Source organism: Alistipes sp. An116 (genome assembly GCF_002161005.1).
In the GTDB taxonomy this organism is placed as follows: Bacteria; Bacteroidota; Bacteroidia; order Bacteroidales; family Rikenellaceae; genus Alistipes; species Alistipes megaguti.
In genome coordinates this window covers 1-17956 of the sequence record NZ_NFLR01000016.1, presented here as the reverse complement: position 1 = coordinate 17956, position 17956 = coordinate 1, and the positions used below count along the sequence as shown (strand labels likewise).

General features: G+C 63.1%; 14 protein-coding genes. 13 read left to right on the top strand and 1 reads right to left on the bottom strand.

The genetic code is table 11. The features are described 5' to 3' along the window. The first annotated feature begins 4 nt into the window (after positions 1-4). From B5E60_RS10410 to B5E60_RS10385, 6 genes are all read left to right on the top strand, one after another. Positions 5-1150 (top strand): sialidase family protein, encoded by a 1146-nt coding sequence (locus tag B5E60_RS10410; protein WP_087311438.1) that lies wholly within the window; start codon positions 5-7, stop codon positions 1148-1150. 32 nt (positions 1151-1182) lie between these two features. Next, positions 1183-3015, top strand: a complete 1833-nt coding sequence (locus B5E60_RS10405; RefSeq protein ID WP_087311437.1) for an alpha-1,3-galactosidase-related protein — start codon at positions 1183-1185, stop codon at positions 3013-3015. Continuing rightward, positions 3005-4942: a hypothetical protein gene (locus tag B5E60_RS10400; protein WP_143260740.1), complete on the top strand. Its 1938-nt coding sequence runs from the start codon at positions 3005-3007 to the stop codon at positions 4940-4942. Before B5E60_RS10405 ends, B5E60_RS10400 begins: the two co-directional genes overlap by 11 nt. Beyond that, positions 4929-5873 (top strand): alpha/beta hydrolase, encoded by a 945-nt coding sequence (locus B5E60_RS10395; RefSeq protein WP_087311435.1) that lies wholly within the window; start codon positions 4929-4931, stop codon positions 5871-5873. Before B5E60_RS10400 ends, B5E60_RS10395 begins: the two co-directional genes overlap by 14 nt. A 97-nt stretch (positions 5874-5970) precedes the next feature. Next, positions 5971-8031, top strand: a complete 2061-nt coding sequence (locus B5E60_RS10390) for a hypothetical protein (RefSeq protein ID WP_087311434.1) — start codon at positions 5971-5973, stop codon at positions 8029-8031. A gap of 13 nt (positions 8032-8044) precedes the next feature. Beyond that, positions 8045-9787 (top strand): right-handed parallel beta-helix repeat-containing protein, encoded by a 1743-nt coding sequence (locus B5E60_RS10385; RefSeq protein WP_087311433.1) that lies wholly within the window; start codon positions 8045-8047, stop codon positions 9785-9787. Between the two features lie 171 nt (positions 9788-9958). Here B5E60_RS10385 and B5E60_RS10380 read toward each other — a convergent pair whose 3' ends face one another. Then, positions 9959-10870, bottom strand: a complete 912-nt coding sequence (locus B5E60_RS10380; protein WP_197714869.1) for a nucleotidyltransferase family protein — start codon at positions 10868-10870, stop codon at positions 9959-9961. A 269-nt stretch (positions 10871-11139) separates the two neighbouring features. On the opposite strand from B5E60_RS10380, the gene B5E60_RS10375 reads away from it, so the two are divergent. From B5E60_RS10375 to radA, 7 genes are read left to right on the top strand one after another with little or no spacing between them, the layout of a single operon-like run. Further along, positions 11140-12009 (top strand): murein hydrolase activator EnvC family protein, encoded by an 870-nt coding sequence (locus tag B5E60_RS10375; protein ID WP_087311431.1) that lies wholly within the window; start codon positions 11140-11142, stop codon positions 12007-12009. Between the two features lie 8 nt (positions 12010-12017). Continuing rightward, the gene (locus tag B5E60_RS10370; RefSeq protein ID WP_087311430.1) at positions 12018-13193 is read left to right on the top strand and encodes a 1-deoxy-D-xylulose-5-phosphate reductoisomerase; all 1176 of its coding nucleotides are present in this window, start codon (positions 12018-12020) and stop codon (positions 13191-13193) included. 30 nt (positions 13194-13223) lie between these two features. After that, entirely contained in the window at positions 13224-14537 is a 1314-nt protein-coding gene (gene rseP, locus B5E60_RS10365) for an RIP metalloprotease RseP (protein WP_087311429.1), read from the top strand. Between the two features lie 10 nt (positions 14538-14547). Then, positions 14548-15114 (top strand): sugar O-acetyltransferase, encoded by a 567-nt coding sequence (locus B5E60_RS10360; protein WP_087311428.1) that lies wholly within the window; start codon positions 14548-14550, stop codon positions 15112-15114. Beyond that, positions 15104-15736, top strand: coding sequence for a lactate utilization protein (locus tag B5E60_RS10355; protein WP_087311427.1), 633 nt, complete (start codon positions 15104-15106; stop codon positions 15734-15736). The genes B5E60_RS10360 and B5E60_RS10355 overlap by 11 nt, the downstream gene beginning before the upstream one ends. Continuing rightward, a complete protein-coding gene (locus tag B5E60_RS10350) occupies positions 15733-16392 on the top strand; it encodes a hypothetical protein (protein ID WP_143260739.1) in 660 nt (219 codons plus the stop codon). The genes B5E60_RS10355 and B5E60_RS10350 overlap by 4 nt, the downstream gene beginning before the upstream one ends. A gap of 7 nt (positions 16393-16399) precedes the next feature. Further along, positions 16400-17770, top strand: coding sequence for a DNA repair protein RadA (radA, locus tag B5E60_RS10345; protein WP_087311426.1), 1371 nt, complete (start codon positions 16400-16402; stop codon positions 17768-17770). Positions 17771-17956 lie beyond the last annotated feature (186 nt).

Genomic DNA, 17956 nt, shown 5'->3' with positions numbered 1-17956 from the left:
TATCATGAAAAAATTCGCTTTATATACGGCCGGAGCCGTGCTGATGCTCGCGGCTGCAGCCTGCGACCGGGACCTCGATCTCGCGCACGCCTACGACAACTCCTCCAGTTCGAAACCCTACGAGTTCGACAAGGACTTCAACTTCGACGACTACATCGACTTCGGCTCGTTCGTCGTCAGCGACCGCGTCGTCTGTGAACAACAGCCCGACATCCCCCGCTACTCGTTCTGGCTCGACGGAAAGATCTCCGTGGGCAAGTACGACGATTCGGGACGGTTCACCCTCTACTGGTCGGCCGACAACTCCCTGAGGCAAACCTCCGACTCGCCCTGGCTCGAGGAAAATGTCAACGCCCTGAGCGCGGAGATGGAGGTCTTCGGAAAGGATCTCGAGCCCGTCGACGGCTTCTACGACGGCGGTGCCTGGTTCATCGGCGTTCACAAGCTCCCGGACGGCCGTCTGGCCGGATTCTTCCACGCCGAAAGCCACTGGACCGGGTCCAACTCCGCCTACAAGTCCATCGGTGTCACCTACTCCCGGGACAACGGCCTGACCTGGGAGAAGGGAAGCCGGATCCTCGCCGGTACGGACCCCAAACCCGAAAACCCTGCCGGACAGGGCGTTTCATACGGTCTGGGCGACGGCTGCGTGGTCTGGAACGAGGCGCTCGGCGCCTGGATCTGCTACTACTCGGGATACTGCAACGACCCCGGAAACTACATGATCACGATGGCCCGCTCGACCGACCCCGCCGGTGCGGCCGGCACCTGGAAAAAGTGGGACGGCGAGGATTTCACCATCGAGGGCTGCAAACGGCAGTCGCAACTCGGCGGCGAAAACTTCAAGATCGCCAACCTCGACGCCTATGCCGGCGGAAACCCCTCGGTCATGTGGAACCACTACCTCAACAAATGGGTCATGGTCTTCCACTCCTGGAGCCAGCGCATCTGTCTGTCGACGAGCAGCGACGGTATCGTCTGGGAGGCCCCCAAGTCACTCGACCTGGGCGAGGAGAAGGCCATGTATCCCAATCTGATCAGCGAAGAGGGTGATCTGACCGGCGGGCAGGCCGTACGCCTCTACTACGCCGCCGACATGAATGATCTCGGACAGCGCTCGCTGGCCTGGAGAAAGGTCGTATTCTATTGATAAGGGGCATGTCGGGTAGAAAATTCCTTCTGTTGCTGACTCTGATCGTTTCCGGCTGCGTCACGCAGCCGGAGACGGTCGTCGTCGAGGCCGATCCGGCCATCGGCGACTTCACCCCCGTCGTGCGCGAGATCCTCGAAAACCACCCCGACGGTGAGGTCACGATCCGGTTCGGCGAGGGGTGCTTCGACTTCTTCCCCGAACGGGCCGCCGGAAAGTACCTCTGCATCTCGAACAACGACAACGGATACAAGCGTTGCGCCTTCCTGCTCGAGGGGATGAACCGCGTACGGATCGAGGGGCTGGGCGACGGAACCCGTTTCCGCTTCCACGGTGCGATGGTCCCCTTCCGCATAGAGCGCTGCAGCGAGGTGCAGTTCGGCCGTTTCGCGGTCGAATACGACGCCTCGTTCATCTTCGAAGGGCGGGTCGTCGCCAACGATCCCGCAACGCGCAGCATCACCCTGCGGCTGCTCGATCCGGAACGCTTCCTGATCCGCGACGGCGAGCCCCGGTTCTCGGGATACGACTGGGAGAGTCCCTTCGGCGAAAACATCCTGTTCGATCCCCAAACCCGTTCGCCCTACTTCGACGCCGAACGCTACGGACACAACCCGAGCATCGCCCTGAAGGCCGAACGGCTCAACGACTCGCTGGTGCGGCTGAGCGGATATGCGGCCCGGGAGCTGCCTCCGGTCGGCAGCGTCTATACGGACAAGGGCCCCCATTCGACCAACCGCCGATATCCGGGATTCTCGCTCTACGCCAGTTCGAAGATCGAACTCTGCGACGTGACGCTCCACGATTCGGGCGGAATGGCGCTGATTGCCGAACGCTGTCGCGACGTCGTCTGCACGAGGTATTGCGTCGAGGTACCCGCCGGAAGCGGTCGGATGGTCTCGGCCTCGGCCGACGCAACCCACTTCGTCGGGTGCTCGGGGCGCATCGAACTTCGCGACTGCCGGTTCGAAAGCATGCTCGACGACGCCACGAACATCCACGGCGCCTACATGAAGATCGTGGACCGACTCTCCGGCCACCGTTTCGGAGCCAGCTTCGGACACTTCCAGCAGGAGGGATACGACTTCGCCGAAGAGGGCGATTCGCTCGTCTTCGTCGACCGCGCCGACCTCTCCGTAGTCGGCGTCGGAAAGGTCGCGAAGATCGACTGCGTCAACGAAAACTACTACTCGATCCAGACCTCGTTCGACCTCGGGAACATCCCCGACTCGATACAGCTGGCCGTGGCGAACCCCACGTTCGACACCCGCGTCCGCATCTCGGGTTGCACGGTCCGGTACAACCGCGCCCGCAGCCTGCTGATCTCAACCCCGGGTGACGTCTGCATCGAAGATTGCGACCTCTCGTCGATGATGGCCGGCATACGCATCTGCGGCGACGCCAACTACTGGTTCGAATCGGGCCGCACGCAGCACATCGTCATCCGAAACAACCGCTTCGGCACGATGGCAACAGGCGGCGTTTCGCCCCAGGCCGTCCTGCAGATCGATCCCGTCATCCCGCACCGGGCCCGCGCCGGCCGAAAACCCTATCACGGCTGTATCCGCTTCGAGGGTAATCTCGTCGAGACGTTCGACAACCAGGTAATCTATGCCCTGTCGGTCGATTCGATGGTCATCCGATCGAACCGCTTCGTCGACTCGCGACGTTTCGAGCCCCGTTTCAAAGGGCTGTCGGTCATCGACGCCCAGAGCTGCCGCAGCATCACGATTCAGGACAACGACTTCTCGGCCTGGAAAAAGGATGCGTCGATCAGTCTGGTCGACTGCCCCGAACGCCATCTGCAGGGAGACGGAATGCCTCCCGTAACCGAAAATCCAAACCCCTATTTCTATGAAAATTAGTCGATACCTCTTGCCGGCCGTCGTCGGGACTGCGATTGTCGGGGCGCTGGTCGGGACCTGTCGGGTCCCGGCCTCGCCGGGTATCGTCATCTCCGAGGGCGCACTCTCCGAAGCGCAGATCGCCGAAGACAAGTCCGGGAACGGCATGCAGGCCCCGGATTCAGCCGGCACGGCGGTGCGCGACACGGTCCGCATCAGCGAGTTCGGACTCCGCCCCGATACGGGCGAAGATGCCACCGGGGCCCTGCGCCGCGCCATCGCCGCCATCGCACGGAGCGGCCGCCCCACGGTGCTCCGTTTCGAAGAGGGACGCTACGATTTCCACGCTCCCCGGGGGCAGGACGACCGGGCCAGTGTCGCCGCCCGTCTCTGCGGGCTGCAGAATCTGGTGATCGACGGCGGCGGTGCCCGCTTCATCGGCCACGGCCGCCTCACGCTCTTCGCCGCCGAGGAGTGCCGGAACCTCACCTTGTGCAACTTCTCGCTCGACTGGCAGCGCCCCTACATCACGCAGGCCACGATCACGGCTATCGGCGACGGGCAGGTCGATCTGGCTATCGACCGGGCTCGCTACCCCTACCGCATCGAGCGGGGACGGATCCGCTTCCTCGGAGACGGTTGGGTCCGGGAGGTCGATCCCGAAAGCTACTCCACGGCCTACGATCCGAGGAGCGGCGCGGTCCTCTACGGGACGCGTGACTATCCGCTCTCGGAACGCAATGCGCTCTTCCGCGGCGAGGTCCGTGAGGTGGCGCCCGACACGGTGCGCTTCTTCGGCCGCGTCGACCGCAAACTGCCCGTCGGAACCCGGATCGCCCTCTATCACGGTCGCTATCTGGCGCCGGCCATAACGCTGGGCAGCTGCCGCAACACCCGTCTCGAACGGATCGATCTGTTCCATGCCCCCGGCATGGGGGTCTATGCCCTGCGCTGCGAGGGACTCCTCCTGCGGGAGGTTTCCACCCGGCCGAACCGCGCCGAAGGGCGCTGTTTCAGCTGTGTGGCCGACGCCCTGCACTTCACCTCCTGCCGCGGGATGATCGAACTCGACGGCTGCCGGTTCGACGGTCAGGGCGACGACGCACTCAACATCCACGGCGTCTACATCCGCGTGGCCGGTATCTCGAAGCAGCGGCGGAGACTCCGGCTCGAAGGCGACCGGTTCCCGGCCGACAAGGTCTTCGGCGTCGGTGACGAAATCTGGCCCGTCCACAGGCTGACGGTTGCCCGCGGGGAGTCCCGGCGCATCACGCGGATTGTCGGCCGCAAGGGACAGCAGCTGGAGATCGAACTCGATCGGCCGCTCGACGGGGAGTTCGCGTGCGGCGACTTCGTCGAAAACGCCTCGTGGACGCCCGACATCAGGATCCACAACTGCCGGTTCGGCCGCGCAAACCGCGCCCGCGGCATTCTGCTCACCTCACCCGGGCGGGTCGAGGTCTTCGACAATCGCTTCGAAACCGCCGGAACGGCCATCCTCATCGAGGGCGACGTCAACTACTGGTTCGAATCGGGAGCCGTGCGCGACATGGAGATCCGCAACAACCTCTTCGACAACTGCGGCACCTCGGCCTCGAACAACGGCGGCACCGGGTGGGGCGAAGCCGTCATCAGCATCACCCCCTCCTTCCGTCCCGACTCGGAGACGTCGCCCGTCTACCACGACCGCATCCGGATTCACGACAACCGCATCCGGACCTACGACCGGCCTCTCATCCACGCCCGTGCGGTCGGTCATCTGCAGTTCGTCGACAACCGCATCGAGCAGACCTCCGACTTCCCGTCATCGGCCGCTCAGCGCGAATCATTCCGACTCGACGGGTGCCGGGATGTCCTCATCGCCGGAAACCGCTATGTCGGGTACGACAAGCCCGACGTCAAAACCTTCCACATGAAACCGAAAGATCTCACCTATGAAAAAGAGTAGAAAAAGAATCATCGTCACGGCAGCCGTAATCGTCGGCCTGCTCCTGGCCGCGCTGGTGGGCGGAAGCGGCTACTTCTGCTACCGGACGCTCAACCCCGACAGGATGAACGACATCCACTGGCTCGAGGAGCAGTATCCCCACGTCGTGGGATGGATCGACAGCATCCGCCAAAACGACCGGCTGCACGACATCTACCGCCCCAACGCCCGCGGCGAACAGCTCCACGCCCTCTGGCTCCGGGCCCCGCAGCCGACACCCCGCACCGCCGTGCTGCTGCACGGATACGAAGGGGCCGCCGAGGCCATGTTCATGATCGGATATCTCTACAACCACGATCTGGGCTACAACGTCCTGATGCCCGACCTGCGCGGCCACGGCAAAAGCCAGCCCCGGGCCGTGAGCATGGGATGGACCGAACGCGGCGAGGTGCTCGACTGGATCCGGACGGCCGACTCGCTCTTCGGCCCCAAGGCGCGGGTGGTCGTTCACGGCATCTCGATGGGGGCCGCCGCCACGATGATCGTCTGCGGCGAAGAGTCGCTCCCGGCATCGGTCCGCTGCGCCGTCGAGGACTGCGGATACACCTCGACCTACGACATCTTCCACGATGCCTGGGGCAAGCAGTCGCGCATCCCACGCTTTCCGCTCTTCCAGCTCTCGGACCTCTGGTGCCGAATCCTCTACGGATGGAGTTTCCGGGAGGCGTCGCCCCTCGAGGCCGTAGGCCGAAGCCGCGTGCCGATGATGTTCATCCACGGCGATCGGGATTCGGTCGTCCCCGTGGAGATGGTCTACCGCCTCTACGAGGCCAAATCCGGAGAAAAGGTGCTCTGGGTACTCCCCGGAGTCGACCACGGCGCCGCCTATCTCGAAGATCCGAAGGAGTACACGCGGCGCGTCGGGGAGTTCGTCGGCCGCTGGATCGACTGACGCCTCCAGGCCATCGCGGCGAGGGGTCGTTCCGCCGGGACCTTCCGGCCGGCGGCGCAATCCGCCATCGAATCACCCATAAAACACGGAAAAACCAATGACCCGAAAACTGTTGTTCTCACTTGCGGCAGCTCTGCTCGCCCTGCCGGCCGCCGCTCAACGCTGGACGCTCGATCCCCAGGGTGGTATCGTCTGGCAGCCCCAGGGCGATATCCCCCACAAGGACCATCTGGAAATGACCGGCGAGCAGATCTCCGCTGTCCTCCGCTGGGCGGTCGATGAACGGGGGGCCTTCCACGTCGAACGGTCGCTCGTCTTCCCGCTGCTGCGCGTCAAACCCGACGACACGCACGCCAGCCTGATGTGCCGCGTGGCAACCGACATCCCCTCGCTGCTGGCCGTCAACACCTCGGCCGTGGGGTTCAACGCCTCGGCCCTGCAGTTCGAACGTGTCGAGAAGATGCTCTTCGACGGCATGCTCCGCGTGCAAAGCCTGTGGAGCTTCAACGGCGTCGGGGCCGGATACGACGAGGTCGAAAACCCCGCCCCGGTGCTCGCCATGGAGCGCACGATCTTCCCCTCGCCTACGCAACCCGCCCTCTGCGAACGTTACCTGCTCCGCAACATCGGGCCAAAACCCCTCGAAATCTCCGTCCCGGAGTTCACGCAGGAGTTCGTCACGCCGGCTCATCGCGGTATGACGGGCAGCTACCTCATCCGGGCCGAGATCGCCGATCCCGGGGTAAGAAGTCTCCAGCCCGGGGATTCGACCCTCGTCGAGACGCTCTTCCGCGCCTGCCGCGTCGGCGAATCCCTCCAGCCGACAGACGTCGGTGCGGAACTCGCCGCCCGGAAGGCCTTCATCAATGAGGTGACGCACAACCTCGTGCTCGAAACTCCCGATCCGGTCATCGACCGCGAATTCCGCTTCGCCAAGATCCGATCGACCGAAAGCATCATCAAAACCGCCGGCGGTTACATGCATGCCCCCGGCGGCGAGTGCTACTATGCCGCCATCTGGGCCAACGATCAGGCCGAATATGTCAACCCCTTCTTCCCGATGCTCGGCTACGAAATCGCGGACGAATCGGCACTGAATGCCTTCCGCCACTTCGCCCGATTCATGAACCCCGAATACCGACCGCTGCCCAGCTCGATCATCGCCGAGGGCCGCGACATCTGGAACGGCGCCGGAGATCGCGGCGATGCCGCCATGATCGCCTACGGTGCCGCCCGATACGCCCTGGCCCGCGGTTCGAAAAGCGAGGCCGAAGAGTTGTGGCCCCTCATCGAGTGGTGTCTCGAGTACTGCCGCCGCAAACTGACCCCGCAGGGAGTCGTCGCCTCCGATACCGACGAACTCGAAGGCCGCTTCCCGGCCGGTGAGGCCAACCTCTGCACCTCGACGCTCTACTACGACGCCCTGCGTTCGGCCGTCTATCTCGGACGCGAACTCAAGCGCCCCGCCGCCCGGCTGCGGCAATATGCGCATCAGGCCGACCGGTTGGCCGAAGCCATCGACCGCCACTTCGGCGCTACGGTGGGCGGGTATGAGACCTACCGCTACTTCGACGGCTGCACGAAACTCCGTTCGTGGATCTGCATGCCGCTGATCGCCGGACTGAAAAACCGCAGTCGGGGGACCGTCAGCGCCCTGCTCGGCAAAGAGCTCATGACGCCCGACGGCCTGCTCACCGAACAGGGAAGCTCGACCTTCTGGGACCGCTCGACGCTCTACGCCCTGAGGGGCATCTACATCGCCGGAGAGGCCGACCGCGCCACGGACGTCCTCGCCCGATACGCCCGCCGCCGGCTGACCGGCGACCATGTCCCCTATCCCATCGAGGCGTGGCCCGAGGGTTCGCAACGCCATCTGGCCGCCGAAAGCGGACTCTTCTGCCGCGTCGTGACCGAAGGGCTGTTCGGCATCCGACCCACCGGATTGCGGACCTTCGAATGCACCCCCTCGATGCCTTCGGGCTGGAAACGGATGGTTCTGCGGCACATCCGCGCCTTCGGAAACGACTTCGATCTGGAGGTCGAACGCATCGACAACGACCACCTCTCGCTCCGCCTCGCAGTGGCCGGGCAGCCGGCCCGAACCTTCCGGATCCGTCAGACAGAGACCCTGCAGATCCGTCTCCCGCAACATCCGTAATACACGTCCGATCATGAAATCTCTCCTCCGCGTACTGCTCCTTGGGGCCGCTGTGATCCTCTCGGCCTGCCGGACGTCGGCCTCCGGCGGCGACGTCCGTCTGAGCGACTTTCTCGATCCCCGGGCCGACAGTCTCGACGCCGGACCCGCCATCCGCCGCGCCCTGGCACACTGTGCCTCGACCCATGCCCGACGGCTCATCCTCCCCGGCGGCGAACTCCGCATCCGGGAAGATCTGCTCGTCGAAAAGTATCAGTTCATCAGCAACAACGACGAAGGGCTCAAGCGCATCGCCTTCGATCTGGACGGATTCGAGAACTTCACCGTCGAAGGCGCCGGAACAAGGCTCCTCTTCACGGGTTTCGTCTCGCCGTTCAGCCTCGAACATTGTCGAAACGTCCGGATCCGCAACCTCGAAATCGACTTCACCCGCACGTTCCACTCCGAAGCCACGGTCCGTGCCGCCGGCCCCGGCTGGCTCGATCTGGAGTTCCCGGCAACGTATCGCTGCGACCTCTCGGACGGCTGTCTGCGGTTGCTCGACGACGAAGGTCGCTCGTACCCCTACTCCAGTCTGCTGGAGTTCGACGCCCGACGCCGCGAACCCGCCTTCCACGTCGACGACTACTGGCTCCCGGCTCACACCATTCCCGCCGAGCGCCGTGCAGACGGTCGGATCCGCATCTTCCGCCCCGATCTGAAGGCCACGCCCGGAAATACGCTCGTCTTCGGCGCCGCACGACGGCTCAATCCCGGATTCGTCCTCTCCGATTCGCAGGTCGTTGAGATCCACGACGTCACGATCCACCACTGCGGCGGAATGGGCGTCATCGCCCAGCGGTGCAGCGACATCACCCTCGAAAGACTGCGTGTCGTCCCCGCTCCCGGCCGCATGATCAGCATCACGGCCGACGCCACCCACTTCGCCAACTGCTCGGGGAAGATCCGCCTGCTCGACTGCACGTTCCTCAACCAGAAGGACGACGCCACAAACATCCACGGAATCTACATGCCCGTCGTCAGATGCATCGGCCCGAAAACACTCCGGCTCCGGCTCGCCCACAGCGGGCAGTACGGCGTCGACTTCCTCCGCGAGGGCATGCAGGTCGAGGTGGTAGACAACCGCTCGCTGATGACCTATGCCCGTCGCACAGTCGGGCAGGTGCAACGCCTCAACAAGGAGTTCACGGAGGTGACCTTCACCGAACCCCTCCCCGACTCGATCCGAACGGGCCATCTGATCGCCGCCGACGAGGCCGGTCCCGACGTGCTGATCCGGGGATGCCGGATGTCCGGAAACCGCGCCCGCGGGCTGTTGATCGGTTCGCGCGGGAAGGTGGTCATCGAGGAGAACTACTTCCACATCGCCGGCGCCTCGATCCTCTTCGAGGGGGACGGCAACTTCTGGTTCGAACAGTCCGGCGTGCGCGACGTCACGATCCGGAACAACCGTTTCGAAAACGGAAACTACGGCAGTCTGGGCTGGGGCGCAGCCTGCATCGCCGTCGGCAGCGGAATCCCGGATCGCGCGGCGAGCCGATACCACCGCAACATCCGCGTCGAGGGGAACACCTTCCGCGTCTTCGACCCCCGCATCGTCAACCTCTACTGCGTCGACGGGTTCCGATTCGCCGACAACAACCGCATCATCCGCACGACGGACTATCCCGCACAGTTCGATCCGGAGCTCTTCTTCCGCTTTGCGGAGTGCGACCACGTCGAGGTGCCGGCACACGTCGTCTGGCAGGAAGAGTAGGTTCACCGAGTCCGCCCGGCACGAAAAAAACGGAGCCGCATCCCTGCTGAAACAGGAATGCGGCTCCATCTTCGCCGGAGAGGATTGCGTCAGGCCGTACGCCCGACGGTTCTTTCGCCCTTTCGGGCTCTCCTCATCTTAATTTTTCCCCCCCCCTCCTTCCTCGGAAGGTTATTTCCAGAGGTTGCGCGGGTATTTGCCCTCCGAGATCATCTTCTCGATGGCGGCCATCAGCGCCGGTTTGTCCTCCTTGTAGGTCACGCCGTGCCACTGGGCGGCCGAACGCAGCACGCGAAGCGTCGACGTCCCGTCACCGATCAGTTTGTTGACCATCGTCGGAATGTAGAACTCCGCCTTGATATTGTCTCGGTTGGCCTCGTACCAGGTTCGGAAATAGGCCTTCGTGTGGTCGAAATAGTCCGGCGTGAAGCCAAACAGGTTCATCGAAACCGGCGTATCCTCGGCCAGTTCCTCGTCGGCTCCGCCGTCGTGGAAGACGATCTTCCCGTCGGGCATCCGCTCGATCTGCGTCCGCTCGACCATCGACGAGAGGTTGCCGTCCTTATCCACGCCGCAGACCCCGCGCGAAACCGTGCCGTTCGCCGACAGCGTCCTGTTCAGATCGTAGGCCACCATGCAGTAGCGGTCCTTGCTGCCGTCGAGCTGCGAAAGGTATTCGCCGATGGTCTGGTATGCCTCGGCTCCGTAGAAATCGTCGGCGTTGATCACCGCAAACGGCTCGTGGATCGCATCGGCCGCCATCATCACCGCATGGTTCGTCCCCCACGGCTTCACGCGCCCCTCGGGAACGGTCAGCCCCTCGGGCAGGTAGTCCAACTCCTGGAAAACAAACTCCACGGCAATGCGCCCGCCAAACCGGTCGGCCGAAAAAATCTCCTGGAACTCCTTGGCAAAGGAGTGGCGGATGACGAAGACCACCTTGCCGAATCCGGCCCGGATGGCATCGTAGATCGAATAGTCGATGATCGCTTCGTTGTTCGGACCGACTCCGTCCATCTGCTTGAGCGACCCGTAGCGGGATCCCATGCCCGCGGCGAGTACCAATAATGTGGGTTTTACCATAATTTTATCGTGCTTTTGACGTTTTGTTCTCAACGAATTACAAAGTTAACACTTTAAGCGCGAATTGCCAACTTTTTTCCGCTATTCAAACACCTCGGGGCCTCGGGACGAGGACGAAGACTCAAATAAATTTGGCAGTCCCGGTCGCTTGTGCTATCTTTGCAAAGATAAACCCGGCCGGCCCCCGCTGCAGGACTCCCCGCCCCACCGTGCGGACCTCCGCCCCGGCTGACGACCCCGGCCCGGCTACGACTTAACCGACCCCGTCTATGAACTGGTTGAAAAAAATAAAGGCCTGGTGGCACGGATTCTTCCGCAAACGAAGATTCAACATGCTCAACGCCACGGACCTCTCCGAAGAGTGGCACATGCACCTCTCGCCGGCCAGCATCTTCGCCGGATTGATCGCATTCCTGCTCATGCTCTTCATCATCACCCTCTCGCTGGTGGCTTACACCCCCGTGCTGGAGTTCCTCCCCGGATACCGCACCGAGGCCGACCGCTCGCGCGAAAGCCTCATCCAGAACATCATCCGACTCGATTCGATGGAGCGCGTCATGAACGACATGATGACCTACAACGAAAACATCGCCCTGATCATGGAGGGCCGGACACCCGTATCACGCGTCCTCGCCTCCTCCGATTCGTCGCGCATCTCCAAGGTGCTCGTCGTCCCCTCGCGCGAGGATTCGATCCTGCGCGCCGAAATGGAGGGAAGCGGCCCCTATGCCCTCTCGGGCCAGGAGAACGGCTCGCGCCGACAGGTCCGTGAGGCCATCGAACTCGCCTCGCCCGTCGAGGGTATCATCACCGAACACTTCGATCTGAAGGAGAACCGATACGGCGTCAAGATCGCCGCCGCTGCCGCCGACCGCATCGCCGCCGTCGACAACGGAACCGTCGTCCAGAGCCTCTGGTCCCCCGACAACGGATACACGATCGTCATCCAGCACGCCGCTAACCTCCTCTCGATCTACCGGAACCTCTCCCAGTCGCTCGTCGCTACGGGTCAGACCGTCCGCGTCGGCGAACAGATCGGGTACAATGCCGAAGCCGAAAACGGAGAGGTCAAACTCTTCGAATTCGAACTCTGGAACAACGGGAAACCCGTCGATCCCGAAAGATACATCGTCTTCTGACCCTGCCCATGAAACAACGCCTCGCCATCCTCGGATCCACCGGCTCGATCGGTGTGCAGACCCTCGACATCGCCCGTGAAAACCCCGACCGCTTCGAAGTGAGGATCCTTTCAGCCCACCGCAACTGGGAACAACTCGCCCGTCAGGCCCGCGAATTCGACGCCGATACGGTGGTCATCGCAGACAAACAATACTACTCGCCGCTGTGCGAGGCCCTCGCCGATACCGACACGAAGATCTATGCCGGCGAGGAGGCCGTGGCTCAGGTAGCCGCCGGAGGCGATTCCGACGTGGTGGTCAACGCCCTGGTCGGATATGCCGGCCTCGCGCCTACGGTGGCCGCCGTCAGCGCCGGCAAAAAGCTCGCTCTGGCCAACAAGGAGTCGCTCGTGGTCGGCGGTGCGTGCGTCATGCCCCTGGCCCGCGAACACAAGGCCCCGATCCTGCCCATTGATTCGGAACATTCGGCCATCTTCCAGTGTCTGCTGGGCGAACACGCGCCGGTGCGCAGGCTCCTCATCACCTGCAGCGGAGGCGCATTCCGCGACCTGAAGCGCGAAGAGCTGGCCTCGGTCACCGTCGAGCAGGCCCTCCACCACCCCCAGTGGCACATGGGTGCCAAGATCACGATCGACTCCTCGACGCTCGTCAACAAGGGTTTCGAGGTCATCGAGGCCCACTGGCTGTTCGGAACCCCGCCCGAACGCATCGCGGTGGTGATGCACCCCCAGTCGATCGTCCACTCGATGGTCGAATTCGAGGACGGAGCCATCAAGGCCCAGCTCGGTGAACCCGACATGCGCATGCCGATCAGCTTCGCGCTGATGTTCCCCGACCGCGCCACGCGTCCCGACGCCCGATTCAGCTTCGCGGACCATCCCCAGCTCTCGTTCGGCCCGGTCGACGGCGAAAAATATCCTGCGCTGGGAATCGCCTACGAATGTCTGCGCCGCGGCGGAACGGCCCCCTGCACGATGAACGGAGCCAACGAGGTGGCCGTGGCCGCATTCCTCGCCCGGCAGTGCTCGTGGCTCGACATCGTGCGAACGATCGAACACACGCTCGACAAGGCCGCGTTCACGGCCCGTCCCTCGCTCGGGGACCTGGCCGAGGCCGACAGAGAAGCCCGGCAGCTGGCCGCCCGGTTCCTCGGCGTCGATACAACCCCCGCCCGGCGGGGCTAAACCCTTCACCCGGAAAAATACCAAACAAGAATGGACATACTCATCAAAATCATTCAGTTCTTCCTCTGCTTCACGATCCTGGTTGGAATCCATGAGTTCGGGCACTTCATCATGGCCCGCGTATTCCGGATCCGCGTCGAAAAGTTCTACATCTTCTTCGACATCGGTTTCTCGCTCTTCAAGTTCCGCCGCGGAAACACCGAGTACGGCATGGGCTGGCTCCCGCTGGGCGGTTACTGCAAAATCGCCGGCATGATCGACGAGTCGATGGACAAGGGTTATCAGAGTCAGGCCGTACAGCCCTGGGAGTTCCGCGCCAAACCCGCCTGGCAACGCTTCCTGGTCATGATCGCCGGCGTGGTGATGAACCTCCTGCTCGCCGTGGCCATCTACATCGGAATCAGCTACACCTGGGGCACGACCTACCTCTCGAACGAGGACGTCAAGTGGGGCTACAACTTCAACGAGGCCGGACACCGGCTCGGCTTCCAGGACGGTGACCGAATCCTGACCGTCGACGGCCAGCCGATCGACGACTTCCTCGACATCCTCAACGCCATGGTCATCGTCGACGCCGACCGAAAGATCGTCGTTGAGCGCAACGGAGAGCAGGTCGAACTCACCCTCCCGCTCAACGAACTGATCGCCATGCGCCAGAACAAGGGCTACGAAGGACTGCTCGTCCCGCGTCAGCCGTTCGTCATCGACAGCGTCGTGGCTCCGACGGTGGCCATGCTCCGCCCGGGCGACGAGATCGTCGGAATCGACGAACTGGCCGGCGTCGAATATCCCGCCTTCCGCGAGTACATCCAGTCGCATGCCGGCGATTCGGTCCGGCTGCACGTCGTGCGGCAGGGCGTCGCGCTGCCCGCCTTCGCCGTCCCGGTCTCCCAGGAGGGTACGCTCGGAGTCATCCGCGAAGGGTACACCCTCCGCACCCAAAAGTACACCTTCTGGCAGGCTATCCCCGCCGGATTCCACAAAACCGGAGAGGTCATCTCCTCCTACTGGCAGCAGCTGAAGATGATCGTGAAGCCCAAAACCAAGATGTACGAGGAGCTGGGAGGGTTCCTCGCCATCGGAAGCATCTTCCCCTCGTCGTGGGACTGGCAGGACTTCTGGCTCAAGACCGCATTCCTCTCGATCATCCTCGCCGTGATGAACATCATCCCCATCCCCGGTCTGGACGGCGGTCACGCCATCTTCACCTTCTGGGAGATGATCACCCGGCGAAAGGTCAGCGACAAGGTCCTCGAGGCCGCCCAGTATGTCGGACTGGTCATCATCCTCATGCTGCTGCTCTACGCCAACGGCAACGATATCTACCGATTCTTCATCAAATAGCTCCGCAAATATGACCGAAGTCGAAAAGATGATGCGCGGCGAGCTGTACGACTACAGCGACCCGGAAGCCATGGAACTCAACCTGCAGGCCCACGAGCGGCTCGAGAAGCTCAATACGGTCCGGTACCGGGATTTCGCGGCCTATCGCTCCGCCCTGCGCGAACTGATCCCCGGATTCCCCGACACGAGCTACCTGATCACGCCGTTTCGCTGCGACTTCGGGTTCCGGATCTCCGTCGGCGAAGGCGTCGTCATCAACTTCAACTGCACGTTCCTCGACGGCGGCGGCATCACGATCGGCAACCACACGCTCATCGGCCCCAACTGCCAGCTCCTGACGCCTCACCACCCGATCGACTATCTGGAACGCCGCAAACCCGTCGAAACGGGAAAACCCGTCCGCATCGGCAACGACTGCTGGCTGGGCAGCGGCGTGATCGTCTGCCCGGGGGTCACGATCGGCGACCGCTGCATCATCGCCGCCGGAAGCGTCGTGACACACGACATACCCGATGACTCGCTGGCGGCCGGAAACCCCGCCGTCGTAAAACGCAAACTCGAGAAACATGACGACTGAAAAGCTCAACACCTGCGCCGAAGCGCTCCGCCGCCACCATTTCGAAACCGCCGTCGTCGAAAACACACAGGAGGCCTTCGATCGGATCAAGGCCGTCGTCGAGGCCGAAGCGCCGAAGATCGTCTCGTTCGGCGACTCGAAGACCATGCGCAAAACCGGAATCATCGACTGGCTGCGCGATAACGGCGACTGGACGCTGCTCGACGGATTCAACCCCGACATGCCGCGTCCGGAACGCCTCGAAATACGCCGTCAGGCCCTGATGTCCGACCTCTTCATCACGGGCATCAACGCCGTGACCGAGGAGGGGACGCTCCACTGGCTCGACATGGTCGGAAACCGCATCGCTCCCGTGGCGTTCGGCCCCCGCAAGGTGATCCTCGTCGCAGGCCGCAACAAGATCGTCGCCAATCGCGAGGAGGCCGAAGAGCGCATCCGCCGCATCGCCGCCCCGCAGAACATCGCCCGCCATCCGGGATTCCGAACCCCGTGTGCCAAAACCGGCGTCTGCATGGACTGCAACTCCCCGGACCGTATCTGCAACACCCGCATGGAGATGCTGCGTTGCTACCCCGCAGGGCGTATTCTCGTCATTCTGATCGATCAGGAGCTCGGATTATGAAACACACAGTCATAACAGCCCTGCTGCTGGCCGCGCTCCCGCTGGCAAACGGCTGCAGCGACAATTCGGAGGTCTTCTACTCGATCTCCTACCCCATTGTGCGCATCGAGGCTCAGGTCACCCGTCCCGAGAGTGAACCGACGCCCGAAGAACCCTCGACCGGCGAGGGAACCGAAACGGGTGGCAATGACGGAACCGGCAGCGGAACGGGAACCGACGGGACGGAGACCGGAACAGGTACGGGCTCCGGCTCGGGTTCGGACACCGGAACGGGAGAGGGCGAAGGTACGGAAGAACCGGTCGATCCGCTGGTGGCACAGATCCAGGCCGAGGTGCTGGCCGAAGCCCCGGTACAGGTCGGCGGACGCTACGTGCTCGACTTCACCCGCTACAACCGCGGACCGCTGACGGTCGACACCGCCTCCGAGGCCGGAACCGTCCAGGGCGCCTTCTTCAAGGAGCCCGGAGCCTCGGAGATCAACCTCTTCTTCCTGGAAGACAACTACGCCTGCACGATCTCCTCGTACCGCGATACGGACGGCAAATACAAGGTCCTGCTGACGGTCGATCTGACCGAGATCTACCAGCAGCGTTACCCCTCGGCCGGCCTGACCAAGGTCGTCCGACAGGAATACACCTCGACCCCTTCAAACTGATACCACGATGGCTGCCAAGGTCAAAAAAGCCTACTTCTGCAAAAACTGCGGCTTCGAAGCCCCGAAATGGCTCGGGAAATGCCCCTCGTGCGGCGAATGGAACACTTTCACCGAGGAGATCATCGCCCGCGAAAGCGGTCCGGTGGCCGCAGCCGTGGCCGGTCCGCTCCCTGCGACGAAGCCCCAGCGCGTGCGCGACATCCGCGAAAGCGAACACCGCCGGATCGATCTCGGAAACCCGGAGGTCAACCGCGTACTGGGCGGCGGAATGGTTCCCGGTTCGCTGATCCTGCTCGGCGGTGAGCCCGGAATCGGAAAGTCAACCCTCTCGCTGCAGATCGCCCTGGCGGCAAACGGGCTGAAGACCCTCTACGTCTCGGGCGAGGAGTCGGCCGAACAGATCAAGATGCGCGCCCAGCGGATCGGCGTCGGAAACGACGAGTGTCTGATCTATCCCGAAACGCTGTTGGAGAACATCATCGCGCAGATGGCCGAGCAGAAGCCCGATCTGGTCATCATCGACTCGATTCAGACCATCTATACCGAGGTGCTCGACTCCTCGGCCGGCAGCGTCTCGCAGATCCGCGAGTGCGCCGCCTCGCTGCTCAAGTATGCCAAAACGACCGGTACATCGATCTTCATCATCGGACACATCACCAAGGACGGTGCCATCGCCGGTCCCAAGATCCTCGAACACATCGTCGATGTCGTCCTGCAGTTCGAGGGCGACAGCAACAACGTCTACCGCATCCTGCGCGGCATCAAGAACCGTTTCGGAGCCACGTTCGAAATCGGCGTCTTCGAAATGCTCGAAGAGGGGCTGCGCGGCGTCGACAACCCCTCGGAAATTCTGCTGACCCACTACGAAGAGCCGCTGTCGGGAATTGCCGTCGGGGCTTCGGCCGACGGCGTAAGACCCTATCTGATCGAGGTGCAGGCCCTGGTCAGCGGCGCCGCCTACGGCACCCCGCAGCGCTCGTCGACCGGTTACGACGCCCGGCGGATGAACATGCTGTTGGCCGTACTCGAAAAAAGGGTCGGCATGAAGATGTTCCAGAAGGATGTCTTCCTAAACTTCGCCGGAGGATTCAAGGTCGCCGATCCGGGGCTCGATCTGGCCGTCGTGGCCGCCGTCATCTCCTCCTACTACGATCGCCCCGTGGCCGACGGGGTCTGCTGCGCCGGCGAAATCGGCCTCTCGGGGGAGGTGCGTCCCGCCCCCCGCACGGAACAGCGTATCAGCGAGGCCGCACGGCTCGGATTCCGACGCATCGTCGTCTCGGCCTATCTGCCCAAGGGAACCAAACATCCCAAGGGGATCGAGGTCGTCCGAATCAGCAGCATCGACCAGCTTCCCAAGGCCCTCTTCGTGGAGTAGCGGTCGAAAGTAAGGGGGGGGGAGGCGGAGTCGCCGGAGCAAGAAAAACGAGGAAGCGCGAGAACAAGCATAGAGAAAATGTCGCACCGGAAAACGGTGGACAAGAAACGGCGTTACAAAAGAACAGCCCGTCTGTATGTACAGACGGGCTGTTTTGGCTTCGGGAGGGGGCGGCCGGCCGGAGGG

What these genes read in the sequence shown, in the direction of transcription:
- B5E60_RS10410 (WP_087311438.1), top strand. Translation starts at nt 5, where the DNA reads ATGAAAAAATTCGCTTTATATACGGCCGGAGCCGTGCTGATGCTCGCG.
- B5E60_RS10400 (WP_143260740.1), top strand. Translation starts at nt 3,005, where the DNA reads ATGAAAATTAGTCGATACCTCTTGCCGGCCGTCGTCGGGACTGCGATT.
- B5E60_RS10395 (WP_087311435.1), top strand. Translation starts at nt 4,929, where the DNA reads ATGAAAAAGAGTAGAAAAAGAATCATCGTCACGGCAGCCGTAATCGTC.
- B5E60_RS10390 (WP_087311434.1), top strand. Translation starts at nt 5,971, where the DNA reads ATGACCCGAAAACTGTTGTTCTCACTTGCGGCAGCTCTGCTCGCCCTG.
- B5E60_RS10385 (WP_087311433.1), top strand. Translation starts at nt 8,045, where the DNA reads ATGAAATCTCTCCTCCGCGTACTGCTCCTTGGGGCCGCTGTGATCCTC.
- B5E60_RS10380 (WP_197714869.1), bottom strand. Translation starts at nt 10,870, where the DNA reads ATGGTAAAACCCACATTATTGGTACTCGCCGCGGGCATGGGATCCCGC.
- B5E60_RS10375 (WP_087311431.1), top strand. Translation starts at nt 11,140, where the DNA reads ATGAACTGGTTGAAAAAAATAAAGGCCTGGTGGCACGGATTCTTCCGC.
- B5E60_RS10370 (WP_087311430.1), top strand. Translation starts at nt 12,018, where the DNA reads ATGAAACAACGCCTCGCCATCCTCGGATCCACCGGCTCGATCGGTGTG.
- rseP (WP_087311429.1), top strand. Translation starts at nt 13,224, where the DNA reads ATGGACATACTCATCAAAATCATTCAGTTCTTCCTCTGCTTCACGATC.
- B5E60_RS10360 (WP_087311428.1), top strand. Translation starts at nt 14,548, where the DNA reads ATGACCGAAGTCGAAAAGATGATGCGCGGCGAGCTGTACGACTACAGC.
- B5E60_RS10355 (WP_087311427.1), top strand. Translation starts at nt 15,104, where the DNA reads ATGACGACTGAAAAGCTCAACACCTGCGCCGAAGCGCTCCGCCGCCAC.
- B5E60_RS10350 (WP_143260739.1), top strand. Translation starts at nt 15,733, where the DNA reads ATGAAACACACAGTCATAACAGCCCTGCTGCTGGCCGCGCTCCCGCTG.
- radA (WP_087311426.1), top strand. Translation starts at nt 16,400, where the DNA reads ATGGCTGCCAAGGTCAAAAAAGCCTACTTCTGCAAAAACTGCGGCTTC.